Here is a 21757-nt window from a genome sequence, read left to right as displayed (position 1 = left end):
TCGCTTAGGCTCCCCTGCGAATCCAGTTCGCTGGTGCAACTCCAGTTCCCTTGCCACCCCGCAGGCGGGGCACAATAGGGTGGGGAGGGACCCCTCTGACCCCTCTGACCCCTCTGAACCCGGGCCGCAAAGCGGCCCATATAAACTTGCGGCGGAGCCGCCACCACAACCCTCAGCGTCCAAAGGACGCTGTCAAACTTAAGAACCCTTGCGCCGGCAGGCGCATCAAACTTAAGAACCTTTGCGCCCAAAGGGCGTAAGGCCGCTCTGCGGCCCTTTTACCTCTTCTCCACTTCGATAGCTTTCCCGTAGGTGAAGGACCAGAGGTAGAGGTGGGATACCGGTTTGCCCAGCAGTTTTTCTGCTGCTTCGCCGTAGACCTGGAGCTGGATCTTGTAGTGCTCTTTCAGTTCTTCTTCTGTCATGGTACGGTCGGTTTTGTAGTCGATGATGATGAAGTCTTTTTCATACTCCAGAAGGCAGTCCATGACGCCCTGGAGGAAGATGCTTTCTCCTTCTTCGCATTTCGGATAGAAGGAGGAGGCGGGAAGGAGGATGGAGAAGGGCATTTCCTTGCGGATGAGGGAGGCGGTTTTCATTTTTTCCGCCAGAGGGCCTCTGGCGAAGGCAAGGAGGTCGGAAAGGGGAGCAGGTTTCCTCCTCTTTGAAAGAAGGATTTTCCCTTCCTCTTCGGTGAATACGCCTTTTTCCACCAGCCGGCGGAGGGTATTTTCGATAGCTTCGGGCTCTGCAGGAACCGCAGTAAAATCGATCATTTCCATGGCCTTATGCATGAGGGTGCCGAAGGAGGTGCCCTCATATTTTGTCTCTTCGCCTGCCATGAAAAGGGGCGGGGCGGCGTAGTCGGCGTCCAGGGCATCGTCGCCGTCGTCAGCCAGGATGGCAGAAGGCAGGGGCTCTTCATCGGCTGCCCTGTATTCCGCCAGTTCCCGGAGATGTACGGCGGCGGTGGCGGTGAGTTTGGCCGGGGTATCCAGGGCGCCGGGGTGGTCGTAGCGCCAGGAGAGCTGGGCGTCCATCCAGGGGGGCGCTTCTTCCGGCAGGTGGGTGAGGAAATAGGAAAGGTCTCTTACCTCTTCCCGGTTTTCTTCTTTGGGAGAAGGAAGAAGGGCTTTTGTATTTCCTTCATCTAGGGCCGCTTTTTCTTCTTCTGTAAGAAGATCCTGCTGGCCGGTGACGGTGAAGGTAAAGAGGGATGAGTCAGAGGGCGCGTCATTTTCGTAGGCCGGGATTTTTCCTGCCATGTCCCAGGCGTTTTTCATGGTGCGGTGCCGCAGGGCGGCAGGCATGATCCAGTCCAGGAAGGATTTGGCATTGGAAACCAGGTGGGCAGGAAGGGGCGCAGGTACTGCCTTCCCGGAGGAGGCAAGGGAGGTGGTCCAGCGGTCTAAATCCCGGGACAGATCTTTTTCTGAAGCCACGATGAAGAGCTTGTCCCGGGCCCTTGTCATGGCCACATAGAGAAGGCGGGCTTCTTCCGCCATGTTTTCCTTCCGGGAGGCTTCCCGGAGGGCGTACCAGTACAGGCTGGGCCAGCGGACTTTATGTTTCTTGTCATAGTACTGGATGCCCAGGCCCAGATCTTTGTGGCAGATGGCGGTCTGCCAGGTGTCCCGAAGGTTGAAGCCTTTCTGGGCATCGGCCAGGAAGACGATGGGGAATTCAAGGCCCTTGCTCTTATGGATGGTCATAATGTGGACAGAGTCGGGGATGGCGGCGACCGCCATGGATTTGAAGGGGCGGTCTTCCTTTTTCAGTTCTGACAGGTAGTTCAGGAAGGAGTAGAGACCGCTTTTTGGGGTCTTGTCCCGTTCCAGGGCCAGGTGGTAGAAGGAAAGCACATGGCCTGCCCGCCAGCTGCCGCCGGGGAGGCCGGATACATAGGTGAGGTAGTCCGTGTCTCCCAGAATGCGCCGGAGGAGGGGGGCGGTGCCGTCGCCCATGCCGTTTTCCCGCCAGTCCTTATAATGGGTAAGGAAACGGGAGAGTTTTTCTTCTTTGTCTTCTGAAAGGATATGGGAGGACAGAAGGGGCCACAGATGGGTTTCTCCCTGCCTTTCCTTTTCCAGGGAAAGGAGGGCCAGGTCTTTTTCGTCCAGTCCCACGAAGAAGGAACGGAGTACCGCCGCCAGGGTCAGGTCCTGGAGAGGATTGTCCAGGATTTTCAGAAGGGCCCAGAGGATTTCCACTTCGCTGTTTTCCATGAAATCTTCTTCCTTGTCGGAAACGGCGGGGATGTTCTCTTCTTCCAGCACCTTCATGAGCTGGGGGCCTTTACCGGCGATGGAGCGGAGGAGAATGACCATGTCGCCGTATCGGAGGGGGCGGAAGGTGCCGTCTTTATTCATGACTGTCTTTCCGCTTTCCATCATTTCATGAATACGGAGGGCCATGAGCCTTCCTTCCAGAGTCATATTTTCCATATCCTTCAGGTCATCGGGGGCGTCCATTTCATCCATGTCCCCTTGATCGATGAGCTCCATGGACACGCTGCCGCCGGCATAGCTGTCCGGCCGCGCTTCCTCGTGCCGCCCGGCATAGAGGGCCTCTGTGTCTCCGTAGTCCATTTCCAGTGTTTTCTTCGTCATGAGCTGGCGGAAGAGGAAATTAATGGAGGAAAGGATGGCTTTGTCGCTTCTGAAGTTCCGGTTCAGGTCGATGCGCCGGGAGGGGGCGTCTTCGTCTTTGGAATATTCCCTGTACTTTTCGAGGAAAATGGTGGGATCTGCCTGGCGGAAGCGGTAAATGCTCTGCTTAATATCTCCTACCATGAAGCGGTTATGGCCGTCGGACACCAGGGCGGTGATCAGTTCCTGCACGCCGTTGGTATCCTGGTATTCGTCAATCATTACTTCCTTGTAGCGGCTTCGGATGGCAAGGGCGGCAGGCGAGGGGAAGAGGACTGCCTTTTCCGGCGTGAAATCGGGATTGTCTCTGTCCAGGAGGATGTCCAGGGCATAATGCTCCATGTCGTTGAAGTCCATGAGCCCTTCCTGTTTTTTCCTTTCTTTCAGGGCCCGGGAGAAATCCAGGGCGAGGCGGGAAAGGACGGTGACCGTAGGCAGCATGGCGCCGGTTTCTTTAAGCCACTGCTTTTCAGAAATCCGCACAAAGGGGGATATATGCTTCTGCCAGGTTTTCTTTGCTTCATCCCGAAGGGATTTGATGGTTTCCGCCTCCGGCGACTTGGTGAAATCGGCGGATTTGGCAAAATGATAGGCCTCTGCCTGGGATTTCGACATGCCCTTCAGCCGGTCAAAGGCAAAGTCCGGCAGGGAGAACCAGTCCCTCCAGCTCTTCATGGAAGCCAGGGTGGAAAAGTAGGCGTACTCATTGCCCAGCTGGGTGCCGTATACTGCCTGGGCGGCAGGGCTTTCCTCCATGACTGCAAACATCTGGCGGTAGGAATCCATGATTTTTTCAGAAAGGGAAATGAGCTTGTCCAGCACCGGCCTATCCCAGGGAAGGTCATCCATGGAAGCCCCTTCGGGAATCCGGTAATGGGAGGGAAGGCGGGCTATCCAGTCGTCGGGGAAGGGGAGGGAGCAGGCAAAATGGAAAATGCGGAGGACCATTTCCTTCAGCCCGTGATCCTGGTACCGGTCGGCAAAAAGATCCACCGTGTCCAGAAAATGGGGGTCTCCCTTTTCATACCAGTCCTCCAGCACAGCGGACAGCACTTCATCCTCCAGAAGGAACTCCTCATTTTCATCGGAGAGAATCCTCATCTTCGGGTCTAAATCCAGGAGGTAGAAATACTGGTGGATAAGGGACTGGAAATAGGAGTCCAGCGTGGAAATCTGGGCGCTTCCCAGAAGGGAAATCTGCTTTTCCAGATGGCCCATGAGCGCCTCATCATCCGCCTCGTCCGCCTCTTTCAGTGCGTCCGCCAGGGCGGCGGAAATGCGGGCTTTCATTTCGCTGGCAGCGGCTTTGGTAAAGGTGAGAACCAGAAGCTCATTCATATTGATATGGTTTTCCGGATCCTTCACCAGCCGGGCAATCCGCTCTGTCAAAACCGCTGTCTTTCCGCTGCCTGCTGCAGCGGAAAGAAGAAGATTCCTCCCCTTCACCGAAAGGGCCTCTTCCTGTTCTTTTGTCCAATGATTACTCATAGTATTTCTCCTTTCAGTGAGGTGGGACGGCTGTCCGCTGTCGGCTTACCGCTATCGGCTGTCGGCTTATATTCCTGAATGCAAAGAGCCGATAGACGTGAGACGGTCAGACATCAGAATTTTTCGCCGCAGAGCGGCATATATACTTATTGCCGCCTCCGGCGGCAATCCATAACCTTCAGCCGCGAAGCGGCTGTCGCCCCTTGAGCGAAGCGCACACAACCCTTTGCCCGTAGGGCAAAGCCCCTTCGGGGCCGCAGGCCCCGTCAACCTTCCCCCTCAGGCCCTTCGGGCCTGTCCATTGCCCTTTCCGCCAGCTGTTTTTTCAGCTCTCTGTCCGATGGCAGGTTTACATAGTCATAGCTTTCTCCTTCGCCCTTGGGGTCGAAGCGGCAGATGGCGTGGTAGGGGCAGTAGGTACAGGGCACCTGGTTTTTGTAGCGCACCGGGCGGATGGGAATATTTCCTTTTTCCATGCTGTGGTAGATTTCCAGCAGTTTCTTTTTCACCATGGTAAGGAGATTCCGGAAATCTTCGGCAGAAAGTGTGGCGGCGGTCTGGGTGATGGTTCCTTTTCCTGAAATCCTTACAGGGAGGAAGGAGTCATCTCCTCCGGCAGCGCTGTCAAGGCGGCGAAGCATATCCGGGTCGGAAAGAATCCAGCCGGAAGTGTTATCCTTGTCTTTGACCGGCACTTCCCCGCCGGGCGGCACGGCGGGAAGGCTCTTTACGTCGCCGGAGAGGTAGATGTACATGAGGGCGGCAGGCAGGAGGCCTCCGCCCCCTTCCTCTTCCACGTCCAGAAGGTAGGTAAGGAGCTGGAGCTTGAGTCCAGCCGCTGCTTCCTGCAGGGTGGCGGTGGTACGGCCTGTTTTATAGTCGAAAATGGCCACTGCGTCTCCGCAGCTGTCGATGCGGTCGATTTTGCCGCTCAGGGTGAAGGTGTCCCTTTCACCGGCTATATGAAGGTAAAATTCCTTTTCCAGTGCTTTGGTGTCAAAGGAGCTGTTTTGGCTCCACTTTCGAAGGGAGGAAAGGGAGCGGCGGAAGGTTTCATTCAGTGCCCTTTCGGTATAGCGGGAGGCGCCGTCAGCGTGGAGGGCGCCGTAATGAACCTTGGGGGCCAGGCGGGAGGCGATGGAGGAGGAAATGGTCTTGATGTCCTCGTCCGTGGCGTCCCGCCACTGCTTTTTTTCCTTTTTGAGGGCCTGGCCGAACTGGTGAAGGCCGGCATGGAGATAATTGCCGAAGTCCAGGGCTTCCATTTCCCCTTCATCCCTTTTGTCGATTTTAAGGCCGTAGCGGATGAAGTACATGTAGGGGCAGCGGCGGTAGTTTTCAAAGCGGGTGACGGAGCCGAAGAAACGGCCTCCCGGTTTGAAGAGTTTGTCCGCCAGATCTCTGGGAAGGGGCGGCACTTCATTTTTATACCGGAAACCGGAAAGGGCCTGGTCCACGTCTTTTCCATATCCCCTGTCCCTGGCCCATTTCACAAGGGCTGCCCAGGGGGAAGTGCTGTCCGGGATTTTTTCACGAAGAAGGGATGGCAGAAGGGAGAGGGCCTGGGCGGGATTGGCGAAATAGGAGCGGTCTTTTTGCCAGTCTTCCGGTGACAGGGTGCGGGATTCGGAAGCGTAGCCCAGACGGCGGAGCTGGGAAATGAGGAAAGAGGGTTCTGTGTCATTGTGGTCATCGTTTACGGAGGGCAGGGTGATATAGAGGGCCTTCCTCGCTCTGGTGAGGGCCAGGTAGGTAAAGAACTGTTCCTTGTGTACCTCCTGGAGAAGGCTTTCTCCGAAGATGAGACGGCTGTCCCTGTAGATTTTCTGCCGCTCCAGCTCCGTGAAGAAGCCCCCTTCCTCCACCCGGCGGGGAAATTCTCCTTCCACCGCGCCGGGAATGAAGACCACCGGCGCTTCCATGGCATAGCCCCGGTCCATGCCGGTGACGGTTACATGATCCAGTGTAGGAGGGATGGTGGAATAGGTAAGGGCGGAAAGGCCGTCTTCGAAGATGGAGAGAAAGCTCTTTTCGGAAATCCGGTCATTTCCTGCGGTATGGACGATTTCATCAAGAAGGGAGAGGATTTTCTTCCATACCTGCAGGTGGGGCCGAAGATTTGTATGGAGGGCGTTCTTTTCATCCATGCGGAAGAGAGTGTCAGGAATTTTTTCCTCCATCAGCCACTGGTAAAGGAGGCGGCACCGGTCTTTGGGAAGGGGCGCTTCCTGCCATTTCTTCACCAGACCGTCCAGCAGGGCGGTAAGGCCAAGGCGCCATTCATTCACCTTTGCGAGCTCCGCCTGCTCTTTTTCCGACAGGGCAGGAGCCGGGGCATCCAGGTCCCGGTAGGTGCGGAATTCCCATTTCTCATGGTACTGCCAGGGGCGGATGCCGTGGGAAAGGACGTAATTTTCCAGCTGGTCCACCTTTTCCTCCGGCCAGTCCGGGAGCAGCCCCGCTTTCAGCAGGCGGAAAAGGGTTTCCCGCTGCCAGCCGCTGTTTTTTCTGCTGCATTCGGCGGTAAGAAAGCGAACCAGGCTGTCAAGAAGCACCACCAGAGGGTGGCTGTTCATGGGATGCTTTCGGTCGATGAATCCGGGAATGTTGTACCGCTTGAAGGATCGCTCCAGCAGGTCGTCGTAGCTTTCAGGATTCCGAAGGAGCACCAGAATATCCCGGAAGCGGAAGTGCTGGTCCCTCACAAGGGAAAGGATGGTACGGGAAATGAAATCCACTTCCTCCGCCTTGTGGGCAGCGGTAACTATGTGGAGTCCTTCGTCAGGGAGGGGCTGCTTTTCTTCCGGCAGGGGCGAATGCTCCGCCCGGCGGTTGAAGAAAAAGCGGGCCATAGCCCTGAGGTCAGGGGATGTGAATCGCAGGTCTTCAGAAAGGGTGATGGAGGAGAAATGGCCCTCTTCTCTGGAAAGGAGGTTGAAAAGATGGAAGGGACGGGCGAAATTGGGATTTACAGCTGCATCTGCCGGCCTATCCATCTGCAGGGTCATGGTCACTTCTTCGGCGGTGTGCAGAAGGGCAGAAACGATGCGGATTTTCTGAGGCGCCATGCCGTTGAACCCGTCGATCCAGATACGGGAGGAACGAAGGGTGGGAGACTTGGGGATTTCCCTGGCCAGAAGGTCAAAAAGACTGCCCTGGTAATCAAAGTGGTCTTTCAGGTAGCCATGGTAAGAGCGGTATAAAAGGGTCAGGTCCGCCATCTTCCTGCCAAGGGGCGTATCCCCCTGGGCTTCGGCTGCACTTTCCAAATCCTGCTCCGATACCAGGAACATATCCAGCTGGTGGAAGAAATTGGCAAGCTCCTCGGAAAAATGGGGATGGGAAGCGGCCTTATAAATCATCTTCAGCTCTTTCCTGTGGTCTTCCATAAGGCGGCGCAGGATGATCTGCTGCCCTAAAGGGGACAGGGCGTCGCTGACAGGAGAATGAAGCTCCTGGAAAACCCGGTAGGCCAGACGGGAAAAGCCGCACACCGTCACATTGGTAAATCCTTTGCCAGGAAAAGACTCTGCCAGCCGGTACTCCGCCGTGTAGGTGCCCTGGTCAGGCACCAGAAGAAAAGCCTTCCGGTCAGGGCCGGAGAGTACATAGTCCCGGATTTCCCGGCAGCACCGTTCTGTCTTCCCCGTGCCTGCCCGGCCGAATATAAAGTGTAGTCCCATGGTAACCATCCTTTCTGCATTATATGACAACTTTATTATACTATATATGATGGACGATAGCGGGGCAGCGGGACAGCGGGACAGTGAGAAAGTGGGACAGTGAGAAAGTGGGACAGTGAGGCAGCTGGCCGCTGCTCGCTGGCTGCGGGGGACTGTATTCCCGAAAGAGGCCATCGGCGGCAGATAATCAGACAATCAGACATCAGACGGTCAGACGTCAGACTTCTCGCTAATTGGCATTTACCAATATTTGTGTCACTAACGGCAGGAACTGAGATTCTTCGCTGCACCAAGAATGACGCCTGGCGGGAAGTGCATAACGTCCCGCCGCGAAGCGGCATATAAACTTCATTGCCCCGTCGGCGTCAATCCACAACCTTCGGGCCAAAGGTCCGTCAATCTTAAGAACCTTTCTCTATGAACCTATATTTTTATTTACTTTCCGCACATTTGTGATACAATAGAAATACTTCGCTGTCGTAATTATGAAAGGAATGTTATGTCTGAAAATAAAATCTGGACCCGGGAATTCGTGGGAATGGGGCTCACGAATTTCTTTTATTTTATGTCCCAATACATATTAATCGCCGCCCTTCCCGTGTTTATTATGGACGACCTGGGGAAGGGGCAGTGGGAGGCAGGCATGGCCATGACCTGTTTCCAGATCGGCACGGTGCTCTGCAGGCCTCTGGCCGGACGGATTATTGACGGGGTGAACAAGCAGAAGCTCCTCTTCGGGGCATCTCTCGTATTTTTCGTTCTCATGGTCGGCTTTTATTTTGCTTCCAGTCTTCATGTGGTGTGGTTTCTCCGTCTGATTCACGGTGCCGTCTTTGCTCTGGGCACTACGGCGTCGGCGGCTATGGCGGCGCTGGTGCTGCCAAGAAGGCGCAAGGGAGAGGGCATCGGTTATTTTGCGGTGTGCGGCAATATGGCCATGGTCATCGGGCCTCTGGTGGGCCTCCTCATTATGGATTATCTGGGTGCCCATCCCCTCTTTATTTTCCTGTCACTTCTGGCCTTAGGCGCCATAGCCGCAGGCAACGGGAAGAAGCTCCCTTCCGCGGTGATTCTTCCCGGCGAAAGGAAGAGGGCAGGATTTCATTTAGGCGATTTCATTGAAAAAAGGGCGCTCCCTTCCGTCATCCTCGGAGGCCTTGTGTTCTTTGCCTACGGCGGGGTGCTTACTTTTATCCCCATGTACACCAGAAGCCTGGGACTTGGCAGCAGCACCAGCCTTTTCTTCCTTGTCTTTGCCTTGGTGATCGTGGTAACCCGTCCCTTTGTGGGGTACCTCTTCGACCATCACGGCCCCAATGCTACGGTGTATCCCGGCTTTCTTCTCTTTTCCGCAGGCTTTGTCCTTTTCAGCCTGGCAGGAAATCTGGCGGTGCTTCTTCTTTCCGCCGCTGTTCTGGGCGCAGGCTTCGGCGCTCTGGCTCCTGCCTTCCAAACCCTGGCTGTGCAGAGCGCACCGCCTTCCCGGGCAGGGGTTGCCACTTCCACCTATTTCTGGTCCCTGGATATTTCCGTAGGCCTGGCGGCAGCCCTTCTGGGGATGGCGGCCAATGCCTTCGGCTATCCCTTCATGTACGGCGTAATCTGCCTTTCCTCCTCCCTTCTGGGCCTTGTTTATTATTTCTTCTGGAGGAGAAGCCTTTCCTGACAGCAATGAAAAAAAGAGCAGGGAAGAAATGTCAATCATTTCTTTCCTGCTCTTTTCTAGTGCGGTCAGTCTTTAATGATGATTTTCCTGACCAGCGCTTCGATCTGCTCTTCTCCGTGGGGGAAGGAGGAGAGGTGGTTGATGTACATGAAGGATACCTGGGATCCTACGTAGTTGCGGAAGCGGTTGAAGGCTTCCGGATTTTTATCTGCATGGATTCCATAGAGGGAAGAGGCTGTATTTTTCAGGATGGCAATGGACTTCTGGGAGGCAGGGGAGGTGAGAACCCAGTCATGGTCACCCAGGTGGACGATATATCCTTCCTGCTTATGGGGAACAGGGAGGCCTTCTCCGTCTTTTCTGAGGTATCCTGCCCGGACAGGGTCTTTCCCTGCAATGAGGGCAGCCGCTTTAATCCAACCCACTACGTCCGTTTCATCCTTCGGGTTGGATGGGGCGCCATGGGCGCAGGCCTGGGCCACCACCACCTCAGGAGGAATGCCTCGTGTCATGGATTCTGCAATGCTCAGTACATGGTGGGCGCCCTGACCGGCCAGGGTGTATTCCTTACGGGAGCTTCCGTCCTTCTGCCACTGGAAGACATAGGGCTTCTCGATGTCGTGGAGGGCCTGCCCTGCCATGGCGGTGTCGTAATCTACGTCATAGCCGAAGACGTCCTTATAGGTACGGCAGATGCCGGCAGTGATATGAAGGTTGCTGCATACATGGGTGGCAAGACCGCCGGGGTAGGGATGGTGGCTCATGTAGCCGCTTCCCGGAGCGGTCATGAATGGCTGCAGGCTGGCGGAAAGGGGAGGAAAGAGGGTTTCGGCGGAAATTTTGGAGGGGTCTGCCAGTTTCCTTTCCACCAGCTTGTTGTAGGTCTGCTGAATGCGGGCGGAGGAGCTGTAGTTTTCCATGAAGGTGGGGCGGGGATTATGAATCATGGAAAGAACGGCCGATTTCAAGCTGCTGTTACGGATGGTGCCTGCCAGCCGGAGAATGTCTTCATAGGAGCCTTTCACCAGGGGAGAGCTTTTGGCGGATGCTTCAGCGGCAGGCAGGGCGGAAAGGGCGCAGGGAATGATTTCCAGCGATTTGGCTGTTTCTTCAGCAGCTGATGCCTGGAAGGGGAAATGGAATAAAAGGGCACCGGCGGTACTTCCGGCGGCCAGTTTCAGGAATGTCCTTCTGGAAATCGGTTCTTTCATCATGGGTTCACTCATACATTCATCCTCCTTATCATAGAAGCCGGATAGGAATTTTCCGGCGGTGCAGGGGAAAGGGAACTTCTTCCTGCTTTCCTATCAGTGTAAGGAGGCCCTGCAAAGGGAAAAATAAGGATGAGAAAAAAGAGGATAAAAAATGTCAAATTTCTGCTAATTTGCAGAAATTTGGCAGAATATGACAGATATTATAAAAAGCTTTGACGAAACAGAAAAGAATGCCCCTTATGATGAATGGAACGGGAGATGATTCATCCCATTTCTTGTATTTCCAAAGGAGGTATTCTTATGTTTGGTATCGGAATTCCTGAACTTCTTCTCATCCTGGTGATAGGCCTTATCGTATTTGGCCCCGGTAAGCTGCCGGACATCGGCAGGGCTCTTGGCAGGAGCATGCATGAATTCAAGGAAGCGGTGAACATGGATGAACCTAAAACGGTGGCTGTGAAGGTGGAAGGGGCGGAAGTCAAGACAGAAGGTGCTAAAAAATGACAGTTCCCGGTGAAGCAGCAGGAGCTATGCCTCTCACCGGCCATCTGGCAGAGCTCAGGAAGCGGATCCTCTATTCTCTGGCGGCGGTGCTGGCAGGGACAGTCCTCTGTCTATGCTTTATAGAAAATCTCATTTCCTTCCTTACTGCCCCGGCAGGCCATCTCTACTTTGCCCGGCCGGCGGAGGTCTTTGTGATTTACATGAAGACAGCCCTCATTGCCGGCTTCATCCTGGCATCGCCGGTGGTGTTTTTCCAGTTCTGGCGCTTCATCCTGCCCGCCATGACAGACAGGGAGAAAACCTGGACCCTCTTCTTCGTGCCCCTCTCCGTTTCTCTCTTTCTGGGAGGCATTGCTTTCTCCTATTTCCTTGTCATGCCCCAAAGCCTTCATTTCCTCATGGCCTTCGGCGGGGAAAACTTTACGCCCCTGCTCTCCATGGAAAGCTATCTGGAATTTGTGCTTCTCCTGATTCTGCCCTTCGGCGTCATGTTTAACCTGCCCCTTCTCATGATGGCCCTTGCCCTGGCAGGGCTGGTGAAGGAAAAGACACTGAAAAGGGGGAGAAAGTTTGTCATTCTGGCTGCTTTCATTCTAGCGGCGGTGATTACTCCTACGCCGGATATACTCACCCAGTCCCTTCTGGCGCTGCCTGCTGTTTTTCTCTATGAAATCTCCCTCCACATCATAGGAATGATGGAAAGGTCTCATAACCGATAGTTTATATTTCCTGGTTTTTACAAGCTGCCTCTGCAGGGCAGCTTTTTTATAAAAGAAAAAAGCATGATAGTGACTTATATATAGGGGAATGGTAAAATAAAGATAGTTGGAAATCGTTTTCAAAATAGGGATACAGTAAAGAGGTGAGAAAAATGTGGAGGCAGAAAGGACAGGACCTGATTGAGTACGCCCTCATGCTGGCACTGGTGGTAGGAATCGGAAGCTTTATCTACACCCAGGGGTATGGGGACAACATTTCCGCCGTTTTCAACCATGCAGGCAGTCTGCTGGAGCAGGTGAATAAGAGCCAGGAAGAGGCAAAAGAGGAAGCGGAGAAAGCAGCGGCCAGGAATGATGACAGAAACTATGCGGACCATATGGCAGAGCTTCTGAAAGATGCAATTAAGAACGGGGTACTGGTGATGGATGACAAAACCACCGTATATCTTCTTGCTCAAAATAAACCGGGCACGAAGCTTGACAATAGTTTTGTGAATGGAGCTGTATATGGACAAACTAAAGTGAATGGGAAGAGCTATGGGAACAAGGCAAACCAGGTTGGGTTTGACGGTCTTTGGAAAGCGGTGGACACGAAAGGCTCCTACAGTAAAGCTTCTGTTCACCAGTCTGATATAGACTGGTATGGCGTGGGGATTACAAGAAACGGAGACAGTTATAATCTGTCCTATGTAGAGGGTAAAGGGTATAACAAAAATAACGGTTTTGACCCGCGAACCGGCACAAAATATAAGAATGAGTCCTGGTCGAAATCTTGAGAATTCCAGACAAAAGAGGCTGCGAAGAAATTGGATCATTTCTTCGCAGCCTTCTCTTTTTGATTTCTTAACATATGCTTTTAATTTATTCTGTTTTTGTGCTATAGTAAGTATAAGAGCGGCATGGCTGAGGATTTAGGGAAGCACTGATTCATTCATAGAGTCTGCTTTTATAAGAATTTTTATGTACTGCTTCGTCATGGGACTCCTTTAATAGCTTGCTATTTGCGTCGTCCCATTCCTTGCATTGCATAAAAATTCAAGAATAAAAGCAAACAGTGAATGAATCAGCGCTTCCCTACAGAAGGCATGCCTTGAAGCAGGATACCATCATTTGATGGATACGTGAAATACACCGGTTTCATCAGGAGGCTTTGCATGAAACAGTATGTGTATGATTTCTATGGGGAAAATGAACTGGAAGAAGTAATCGACCGGTTCCGGCAGGAACGAAGGGAAAAGGCGGGGCTTTTTATTACCCTTTATCATGAGTCCAACGATTTGGAAAAAGTGGAGGAGAGTATACAGATACTGCGGAAGGCCTTTCCCCAAGCGGCCATTGCCGGCATGTCCGCTTCCGGCGGTATTCGGAACGGACGCATGGTACTGGGGAAAAGCGTACTTGCCTTCCTTTCCTTTGAAGATACGGAAGTGTCGGTGCACTGCTATGACATCAGCGCCCTGACTCTCGGCGAGGCAGGAGAAAGGGCGCTGGAAAGTTTCAGCGGTATCAAAAATCTGGCGGGGGTGGAAATATTTACCACCCTTTCTACGGTGGATGTGGATGATTTCCTTACGGAGCTGGATCACCTGCCGCCGGAGACGGCCATTTTCGGCGGCGGCGCCGATGCCTATACCGGCGGCGATGATACCTGCGTCTTTGGCAATGATTTCATTTCCCGAAAGGCCATTGTGGCAGTATGCTTTGCAGGGAAGGTGAAAATTCGGGTGTCCCAGAACCTGGGCTGGCAGCCTTTGGGACAGGTGATGACCATTACGGCCATTGACGGGGACAAGGTGATTCGTGAACTGAACGGCCTGCCTGCTTTTCAGGTGTATGAGAAATATCTGAAAATGAAGAAATCCGATTTTGGCGGGCAGCAGCTGATTTCCTTCCCTTTGATTCTTATGAGAAAGGGCTGCATGCTGGCCAGGCTTCCGGCGGCCTGCAGGGATGACGGGAGCCTCATAATGACAGCCAGCTGCTTTGAAGGGGAAAAGGTAAGGCTGGCCTACGGGGATCCCAATGAAATCATCGCCCGCTGCCAGGAGAACACGAAACAGCTCCGGACTTTTGCACCGGAGGGAATCCTTATTTTTTCCTGCATTACCAGGCGTCTTTTCCTGAAGGAAGATACGAACCAGGTGCTGGCGCCCTATGGAGCCCTGGCGCCTGTATGCGGCGGCTATTCCCATGGCGAAATCAGCCGCTCCGGCGGCAGGACATCGGCCCTCAACATGACCCTGGTGGCTGCTGCTTTCAGGGAAAAAGAGGAAAACGGGATGAGGCAGGAAGAAAAGTCATCGGAAGGCATCGTTTTCCATACGGAAACCATGACCACCATACAGCGGCTGGCCTCCTTCATAGCCAGGTCTACGGAAGAACTGGAGCAGGCAAACCGCCGTCTGGAGGAAGTGAATCGGAAACTGGTCTACGTGGCGACCCATGACGGCCTTACGGGCCTTCTGAACCGGGGCCGTGTGGAATCCATCCTTCACGAACTCACCGATGACAGGCAGAAGAATCACCATGTATTTACAGCCATTATGGTGGATCTTGACAATTTCAAAGGAATCAATGATGAATTTGGCCATGGCGCAGGTGACAGGGTACTGCAGGAGGTGGCAGGCGTGTTTTCCAAAAAATCACCGCCCAATGCCTACATAGGCCGGTGGGGTGGCGATGAATTCGTTATCCTTCTTCCTAGAATGGAGGAAGAGGAAGCCGCCGCTCTGGCAGAAACCCTGCGGAAAACCATAGAGGAAAGAGTGGCCTGTCCTGATAAAAACTCCATATCCGCCAGCCTGGGCGTCACCCAGGCCAGGGAAGGAGAGACCTTCGAATCCTTCTACCATAAAATGGACAGCGCCCTCTACCAGGCCAAATTCCGCGGAAAGAATACCATTTTCCTCATGTAAAAAATCCGTCATCCCTTTGGGTGACGGATTTTTGAGTGGGAGTTTTTGGGACCTGGGATAGTTTAGTGGGCTGGTTGGAATCACTAACGGCACTTTGACACATTCGCGTTCCTGTCATTTCGAGCGCAGTGAAGCGGAGTCGAGAAATCTCCCTGCACAATGCTTAATATCGGTTATGCCCAGCAGCGGCTCCTTCCCGCAGGGCAGGTATTTACTACCGATTGTCTCATACGCTTCGAGTACTGAGATTCTTCGCTGGCGCTCAGAATGACACGCAGGGCGGGAAGGGGGGACGCTAAGCGGCATTTATATTCATCGCCCGCAGGGCGATACCACAACCCTCGGGCCATAGGCCCGTCAAACCTGAGAACCCTCCGGCCTTTAGGCCGGTCAATCTTAAGAACCCTTTGTACCTTCTGAACCCTTCAGCGCTTGAAGGGCGCTGAACCTCATTTCCCCTCATACAGGGGATTCACCAGGCGGATAATCCATTTTTCTCCGCCGGTGAATTTGCTGTTATATTTCCGGGCGGTGTCTTCATACCGCTTCTTCAGGTCTTTCACCGTTTCTTCCAGGGTGGTAATGGTTTTGACTGCGGTGTCGGAGCGCATGTCCTTTCCGCACACCGGGCAGAGGGGCGGGTGGATGAAGTCCCGGTTCACCCTGGATTTGCAGTGGGGGCAGGAAACGAAAGCGGCGGTAAATTTCTTCTCATTCTGCGCGCTGGTGTAGGTGGCAAGTCTTTCTTCCTTTTCATGGAGACGCTTTTTCAGGGAAACCATTTTAGGGGAAGGGGCGATGCCGATTTTGTATTTAACGGCGTAGGAGGTGGGAACGGCTTTCAGATATTCCATGGCCTGGGTGCGGGTGTTGCAGATTTTTTCCTTAAAGAAAAGGCCTTTGAAAACCTTATTGGCTTCCCTTTTGCCGAATCCCTCTTTCAGCATGTCCTCTTTCATGGTGTCCTTCATCCACTGGGAGGGCTTTGTGAGGTCAAATTCCCAGATTTTCTCTTTCCATGCATGGGTGGCTGCTGCTTCTGCAGGGCGCATGGGGGAAGCGGCTTTGGGAATTTCTTTCTTTTTCGCCGGAGCCATATCGGTTTGGGAGAAGAGGCTTTCTTCTTCCATTTCTATTTTTCTTTTCATGGGGTCTCCTTACCTTCGATTTCGTGAATTTTTGTTCTTATACACTATAACCCATATGGCTCCATTCATCAACCGGAGCCAGGCGCCGGGGAGAAAGAAAAAGCCCCTTTTTCGCAAAAGGGTCTTTAAAAAGTTATTTCTTTTCCACCTTGACCTGGGCGGAGACAAGCAGGGTGAAGATGCCGGTGCCGCCGATGATATTTCCAAGGCCGGTGGGAATCAGGAATCGGAAGAAATAGTCGTAAACCGAAGAATCACCCATGAGCACTGCGTAGGCTGCTTCTCCGGAGCCTACCACCACATGGGCGAAACCGCCGATGGCGATGAAGTAGGTGAAGGTGAAGATGGTGAAGAAGGAAAAGCCTCGGGACATGGGAATCATCCAGACCACTGCGGCAATGAGCATGCCCGCGGGAATCCCTTTGAAAATATTTTCCAGGGGAGTGGGGGTCATGATGTGGTGGGCGGTGGAGAGAAGGAAGGATGTGATTTCCGGCGATGCAAAACAGGAGGAGGTCATGAAGAGGGCAGAAAGCAGGGTACCGGCCATATTGGAAAGAAGGACGATGGCCCATAGCCGCCCTATACGAAGGAGGGTTTTCCAGGAAGGGCTTTCAAAGAAGGGAATCACGGTGGTAATGGTATTTTCCGTGAAAAGCTGAAGCCTTCCCAGAATGACGATGAGGAAGCCGGTGGTGTATCCGATGCCGCTGATGGCATCGGTCCAGGCGGTATGGCCGGCGTACATGGCAAGGACGGCGCGGAAATAGAAGGAGAAGGAAATCATAAGTCCTGCGGCCAGGGCGGAGAAAATGAGGGGCACCGTGGCCCGGTCCAGTTCCTTTTCTCCATCGTGGCGGATGATTTCAAAAATCAGGGAGGAGGACAGTTTCTCATATTCCTCCACAATTACCTTTGTTTTGGACTGTTTCATTTCTTCCTCGAAGGAAGCAGGGGTTTCTTTCATGGGGACTCCTTTTCAAAATAAAAGGCAGGAAGCGTGAGCTCCCTGTCTGTGCTTATCTTTCCGGCGGAAGGCCGGCGTATTCTCTGGCGAAGTCGGAGAAGTTGTCGATAATGTATTTCTTCAGCATTTCTGCCGGCGGAGACAGTTTTTCCCCTTTCTTCCAGGACAGGCTGATATAGCGCTGGCAGTTCGGGGAGGCGATGGGTACCAGGGCCACATGGTCGCCGCCTACGCCGTGCCAGGTGATGCGGGGAGCGAAGGATACGCCCAGGCCTGCCCGGATGAATTCCCGGACTGTCATGGGACTGTCGCTTTCCAGTACCACGTGGGGGATGAAGCCCGCCATGCGGCAGTAGAAATCGGTGATGGTACGAAGGCTGGCGCCGGCTTCCAGGGAAATGAATCCTGCCTTTTCAAATTCATCCAGATTGACGGAGGATTTCCGGGCGTGGGGATCCGTGTCCGGCATGGCCAGCATAATATCTTCCTTCAGCAGGGTGACGGAGTGGTCGTTTTCGATGGGGTTGATGGAAGAGGACAGGAACAGATCCACATGGTTCTGGCTCTGCTGCCCCGGCTTATTGTGCTGCTGGAGGATTTCAAAGCGGATATCCGGATGTTCCTGGCGGAAGCGAGTCAGGAAGGACGGAATAATCATGGAGGCTGCAAAGAGAGAAATGGTAACGGTCAGCTTCTGGGCTTCCTTGGTGTCCGCCAGTTCTTTCTGAGCACCGTGCAGTTCCTGCATAATGCGGTTCGTGTGGCGGAGAAGGATTTCGCCGTACTTGGTGAGTACGATATTGCGTCCGCTTCTTGAAAAAAGAGGCACACCCAGTTCGGTTTCCAGCACCTTGATGGTGTGGGAAAGGGAAGGCTGGGAAATGTGAAGGGCTTCTGCGGCCCGGGTCAGATGCTGCAGCTCGGCTGTTTTCTGGAAATAGCTCAAAGCGAGGAGCGTTAATTTCATGGTATCCCCCTCAGTTCCAATATTGGAATATAAATGAAATAACATAGATACTTCTATTCAATTATACACTCTACTCTATTAATAATCAATCAATCGAAAATATCATGCATTAGAAATTAGCGATACATTGAATTAATTCATTCTATCAAAAATGTAAAAGTATAGATTTTGTGGGATTTCATTGCAGGGAAAGGAATTATCATGGACTATCTATAAAAATATTCTATAAAAAGACAGGGATGCTCTGAAGACAGCAGGACGCCTCTGATTTTACCATTGACAGAAGGGGCGGTTAGTGTGAAAATGTATCATATGGATTTTAAATAAAGGAGAAATGCAAATGGAATTTTTTATTGATACCGCTGATGTAGAAGCCATCCGCAAAGCCAATGACATGGGATTTATTTCCGGTGTAACCACCAATCCTTCCCTGATTGCCAAGGAAGGAAAGGATTTCCATGCCACCATTAAGGAAATCGCCTCCATTGTGGACGGCCCTATTTCCGCAGAAGTACTGGCTGATGATGCGGAAGGCATGATTGAAGAAGGAAAGGTGCTGGCCGGCCTGGATCCCCACGTAGTGGTAAAGATCCCCATGACCCCGGAAGGCATGAAAGCTGTAAAGGGCCTGAAGAAACTGGGCATCCGCACCAATGTGACCCTTGTATTTTCCGCCAACCAGGCACTGCTGGCTGCCCGGGCAGGCGCTTCCTTTGTAAGCCCCTTCGTAGGCCGTATTGATGATATTGGCTGGGATGGCATCGAACTCATCCGGACCATTTCTGAAATTTTTGAACTGCACGGCATTGAAACGAAAATCATTGCCGCTTCCATCCGGAAGCCCCAGCACATTATGCAGTGTGCCTTGGCCGGCGCCGACATTGCCACCGTTCCTTTCCAGGTACTCATGGATGCCATGAAACATCCGCTCACTGACAACGGCATTGCCAGATTCAAGGCAGACTGGGCCAAAGCCAACATGAAATAAGCATAGCAAAAGAAATGACCGTCCCTCATGCAGGGAAGGTCATTTTTTATATCTCTGGGCAGGCATCATAGGCAGTAAACATTTCATTTTTCAAAGGGCCCTACTATAATGAATATATAAAAATCCGTAACATGGCGGCCTGCTGCAGAGGAAGCAGGCTGCAGGGGGTAAAATGAGACATATTGATTTCACAACCGGTCCTGTTTTTAAGAAAATCCTGCTGTTTTCCCTGCCCCTTATGGCGGGCAATGTATTCCAGCAGCTCTATAACGTGGTGGATACGCTGGTGGTGGGGAAATTTTTAGGAGAAGCGCCCCTGGCGGCGGTGGGGAGCGCCTACACCCTCATGATTTTCCTTACATCCATATTAATAGGCCTTTCCATGGGTTCCGGCGTTTACTTTTCCTTCTGCTTCGGAAGAAAAAACTATGACCGCATGAAGCAGTCCATTTTCATTTCCTTCCTGTCCATCGGACTTCTGACTATCATCATGAATGGCGCTGTCTATATTCTTCTGGACGGCCTCATATCCTTCATGCAGGTACCATCTGAGGTCATTCCCTATATCCGGGACTATTTGTGGTGGATATTTTCGGGACTTCTGGCAGTATTTCTCTATAATTTCGGCGCCGCCCTTCTTCGGGCGGTGGGAGATTCGGTGACGCCCCTTCTTTTCCTCATCGTTTCATCCCTCTTGAATGTGGCATTGGACATTCTTTTCGTGGTGTACCTGGAATGGGGCGTGGCCGGTGCGGCAGAGGCTACCGTCATTTCCCAGTATGTTTCAGGCGTTGGCATTTTCCTTTACTGTTTTCTCTTCCGGAAAGATTTCCATATTTCCAGGAAGGACATGGTGTGGGACAGGCAGGTCTTCCGGGACATGTCGGAGCTTTCCCTTTTGACCAGCCTGCAGCAGAGTATCATGAATTTCGGCATCCTTCTGGTGCAGGGGCTGGTGAACAGCTTCGGCACCACCGTCATGGCCGCCTTTGCAGCGGGCGTGAAAATCGACACCATTGCCTATTCGCCCCTCCAGGATTTCGGCAATGCCTTTTCCACCTATGTGGCCCAGAACTACGGCGCAGGAAATAGGAAACGAATCCGCCAGGGCATCATTACCGCAGGAAAGATGATTCTTCTTTTCTCCCTTCTTGCCAGTGCTGTCGTATCTTTTCTGGCACCCACCCTTATGGGCTTCTTCGTACCGGAAACGGCGGCGGAGGTCATTGCCGTGGGGGCCCACTATCTTCGCATTGAAGGCAGCTGCTACCTGGGCATCGGTATCCTTTTCATGCTCTACGGCTTCTACCGTGCCATCAAACGGGCCGGCATGAGCGTCATTCTTACCATCCTCTCCCTGGGCACTCGGGTAGTACTGGCCTACTTCCTTTCCTCCATCCCGGACATCGGCGTCACAGGTATCTGGCTATCCATCCCCATCGGCTGGGCCCTGGCAGACGGGTATGGTATCATAAAGGGGTACAGGTTAGTGGGCTAGTGAGCTAGTGAGCTGGTGGGCTGGTGAGCTGGTGAGACAGTGGGACAGTGGAACGGCTGTTGGTTGCCAGCTGTCGGCTATCCGCTGTCCGTTGGCCGCTTTGCTTCTTCATTATCCTTAGAATGACGATGAAGGTAAGTACGTAACGCTGACTTCATAATCATCGCCTGCCTTTGGCGGCGATACCACAACCTTCACAGCTGCAGTCTGTGTCAAACCTGAGAACCTTCCCTTTTAAACCCGGCGGCAAAGCCGCCTTATCTCCAAGGAGGTATCCTATGAAAAAGAAAATCATTTCTGCCATGACGAAGAAGGAACGAATCCAGGCGGCCATTCATGGAGACGCCGTGGACCATGTGCCCTATTCCCTGTGGACCCATCTGCCCGGAATTGATCTGGATCCTGCACGCAATGCAGAGCATACCTACGATTTCTATAAAAAATATGATGTGGATATTCTGAAAACCATGAATAACGGCATGTACAGCGTAGAAGATTTCGGCGTTACCACCGATTTCAGCGACATTGCCAAAGGGGGCGTGGCCAAAATCACCGATACGCCGGTGAAGGAGCCGGAGGACTGGCTGAAGGTCAAGCCCGTTTCCGTCAATGCCGGCGCCCTGGCCAGGGAGCAGAAGTACCTGAAGCTTCTTCTGAACAAAACGAAGGGAGAAGTGCCGGTGGTATTTACGGTGTTCAGCCCCCTGACCACGGCCAATAAGCTCTGCCCTTCCATGATGGAGCACATCCGGATGGGCCATGGAGATAAAGTTAAAGAAGGGCTGAAAGCCATTACGGAAACCACCTGCGCCCTGGTGCAGCGGGTCATCGAACTGGGGGCTGACGGCATTTTCTTTGCCACCCAGCTTTCCTCCTACGATTTGACGGAAGAATCCTTCTACCGGGAGTACGGCATGCCCTATGACCTGGCAGTGCTCTCCGCCTCCTCCGGCTGGTGCAATGTGCTCCATGCCCATGGAAAAAATATTATGTTCCCCCTCCTCCGAAAATATCCGGTGCAGATTTTTAACTGGCACGCCTGGGAATCCCTGCCGGAAATCGGAGAAGCACAGCTTTTGACCGGCAAGTGCATTATGGCAGGCCTGGAGCGGATGGATATTACGAATCATCGTAAAAATGAAATCGAAAGGGAAATCTATGAAACCCTGAAACAGACCGGCGGCAGAAAAGTCATCCTCTCCCCGGGCTGCGTCATCCGCTACCCCCTGGACGAAGAAATGCTTTCCTTTGTGAGAAAGGCAAAGGAAGAAATAGAGGGGAAGATGAAATAGTGGGATAGTGTACTAGATAATATGAAGTGACCTCACATTTGTAGCATCGTGGATTTACCT

14 protein-coding genes are annotated in these 21757 nt (G+C 52.9%); 8 read left to right on the top strand and 6 right to left on the bottom strand.

Features of this window, described 5'->3' with window-relative positions; genetic code table 11:
- Nucleotides 1–278: 278 nt before the first annotated feature.
- On the bottom strand, nt 279–4136 hold the full coding sequence (gene addA, locus Q0482_RS07050) for a helicase-exonuclease AddAB subunit AddA (protein WP_299145016.1): 3858 nt from the start codon (nt 4134–4136) through the stop codon (nt 279–281).
- Between the two features lie 266 nt (nt 4137–4402).
- The gene (locus tag Q0482_RS07045) at nt 4403–7819 is read right to left on the bottom strand and encodes a PD-(D/E)XK nuclease family protein (protein ID WP_299145014.1); all 3417 of its coding nucleotides are present in this window, start codon (nt 7817–7819) and stop codon (nt 4403–4405) included.
- A 499-nt stretch (nt 7820–8318) separates the two neighbouring features.
- Between Q0482_RS07045 and Q0482_RS07040 the strand changes: the two genes are divergently transcribed.
- Nucleotides 8319–9485: an MFS transporter gene (locus Q0482_RS07040; protein WP_299145012.1), complete on the top strand. Its 1167-nt coding sequence runs from the start codon at nt 8319–8321 to the stop codon at nt 9483–9485.
- Nucleotides 9486–9550: 65 nt separating this feature from the next.
- Here Q0482_RS07040 and Q0482_RS07035 read toward each other — a convergent pair whose 3' ends face one another.
- Nucleotides 9551–10711: a twin-arginine translocation signal domain-containing protein gene (locus Q0482_RS07035; RefSeq protein WP_299145010.1), complete on the bottom strand. Its 1161-nt coding sequence runs from the start codon at nt 10709–10711 to the stop codon at nt 9551–9553.
- A gap of 288 nt (nt 10712–10999) precedes the next feature.
- On the opposite strand from Q0482_RS07035, the gene tatA reads away from it, so the two are divergent.
- The 4 genes from tatA (at nt 11000) to Q0482_RS07015 (ending at nt 14837) form a co-directional block, all read left to right on the top strand.
- Nucleotides 11000–11203, top strand: a complete 204-nt coding sequence (gene tatA / locus Q0482_RS07030; protein ID WP_299145008.1) for a twin-arginine translocase TatA/TatE family subunit — start codon at nt 11000–11002, stop codon at nt 11201–11203.
- Complete coding sequence (gene tatC, locus Q0482_RS07025; protein ID WP_299145006.1) at nt 11200–11922, top strand: twin-arginine translocase subunit TatC; 723 nt, start codon at nt 11200–11202, stop codon at nt 11920–11922. Before tatA ends, tatC begins: the two co-directional genes overlap by 4 nt.
- A gap of 152 nt (nt 11923–12074) precedes the next feature.
- Nucleotides 12075–12698: a hypothetical protein gene (locus tag Q0482_RS07020; protein ID WP_299145004.1), complete on the top strand. Its 624-nt coding sequence runs from the start codon at nt 12075–12077 to the stop codon at nt 12696–12698.
- A gap of 378 nt (nt 12699–13076) precedes the next feature.
- Complete coding sequence (locus Q0482_RS07015; protein WP_299145002.1) at nt 13077–14837, top strand: diguanylate cyclase; 1761 nt, start codon at nt 13077–13079, stop codon at nt 14835–14837.
- A gap of 449 nt (nt 14838–15286) precedes the next feature.
- Here Q0482_RS07015 and Q0482_RS07010 read toward each other — a convergent pair whose 3' ends face one another.
- From Q0482_RS07010 to Q0482_RS07000, 3 genes are all read right to left on the bottom strand, one after another.
- Nucleotides 15287–15985, bottom strand: a complete 699-nt coding sequence (locus Q0482_RS07010) for a hypothetical protein (RefSeq protein ID WP_299145001.1) — start codon at nt 15983–15985, stop codon at nt 15287–15289.
- A gap of 133 nt (nt 15986–16118) precedes the next feature.
- Nucleotides 16119–16952, bottom strand: a complete 834-nt coding sequence (locus Q0482_RS07005) for a formate/nitrite transporter family protein (protein WP_299144999.1) — start codon at nt 16950–16952, stop codon at nt 16119–16121.
- Between the two features lie 52 nt (nt 16953–17004).
- Nucleotides 17005–17964 carry a LysR family transcriptional regulator gene (locus Q0482_RS07000; RefSeq protein ID WP_299144997.1) on the bottom strand — a complete coding sequence of 320 codons (960 nt, stop codon included), beginning with the start codon at nt 17962–17964 and terminating at the stop codon, nt 17005–17007.
- A gap of 295 nt (nt 17965–18259) precedes the next feature.
- Here Q0482_RS07000 and fsa point away from each other — a divergent pair, with 295 nt between their 5' ends.
- The 3 genes from fsa (at nt 18260) to Q0482_RS06985 (ending at nt 21697) form a co-directional block, all read left to right on the top strand.
- Nucleotides 18260–18907 (top strand): fructose-6-phosphate aldolase, encoded by a 648-nt coding sequence (gene fsa, locus Q0482_RS06995; RefSeq protein ID WP_297000760.1) that lies wholly within the window; start codon nt 18260–18262, stop codon nt 18905–18907.
- A gap of 172 nt (nt 18908–19079) precedes the next feature.
- Nucleotides 19080–20405 (top strand): MATE family efflux transporter, encoded by a 1326-nt coding sequence (locus tag Q0482_RS06990; protein ID WP_299144995.1) that lies wholly within the window; start codon nt 19080–19082, stop codon nt 20403–20405.
- 278 nt (nt 20406–20683) lie between these two features.
- Nucleotides 20684–21697, top strand: coding sequence for a uroporphyrinogen decarboxylase family protein (locus Q0482_RS06985; protein WP_299144993.1), 1014 nt, complete (start codon nt 20684–20686; stop codon nt 21695–21697).
- Nucleotides 21698–21757 lie beyond the last annotated feature (60 nt).

It is taken from the genome of uncultured Dialister sp. (assembly GCF_937959425.1).
GTDB lineage: Bacteria > Bacillota > Negativicutes > Veillonellales > Dialisteraceae > Dialister.
The sequence above is the reverse complement of the archived record's forward strand: the minus strand, read 5'-3'. Positions and strand labels throughout refer to the sequence as shown.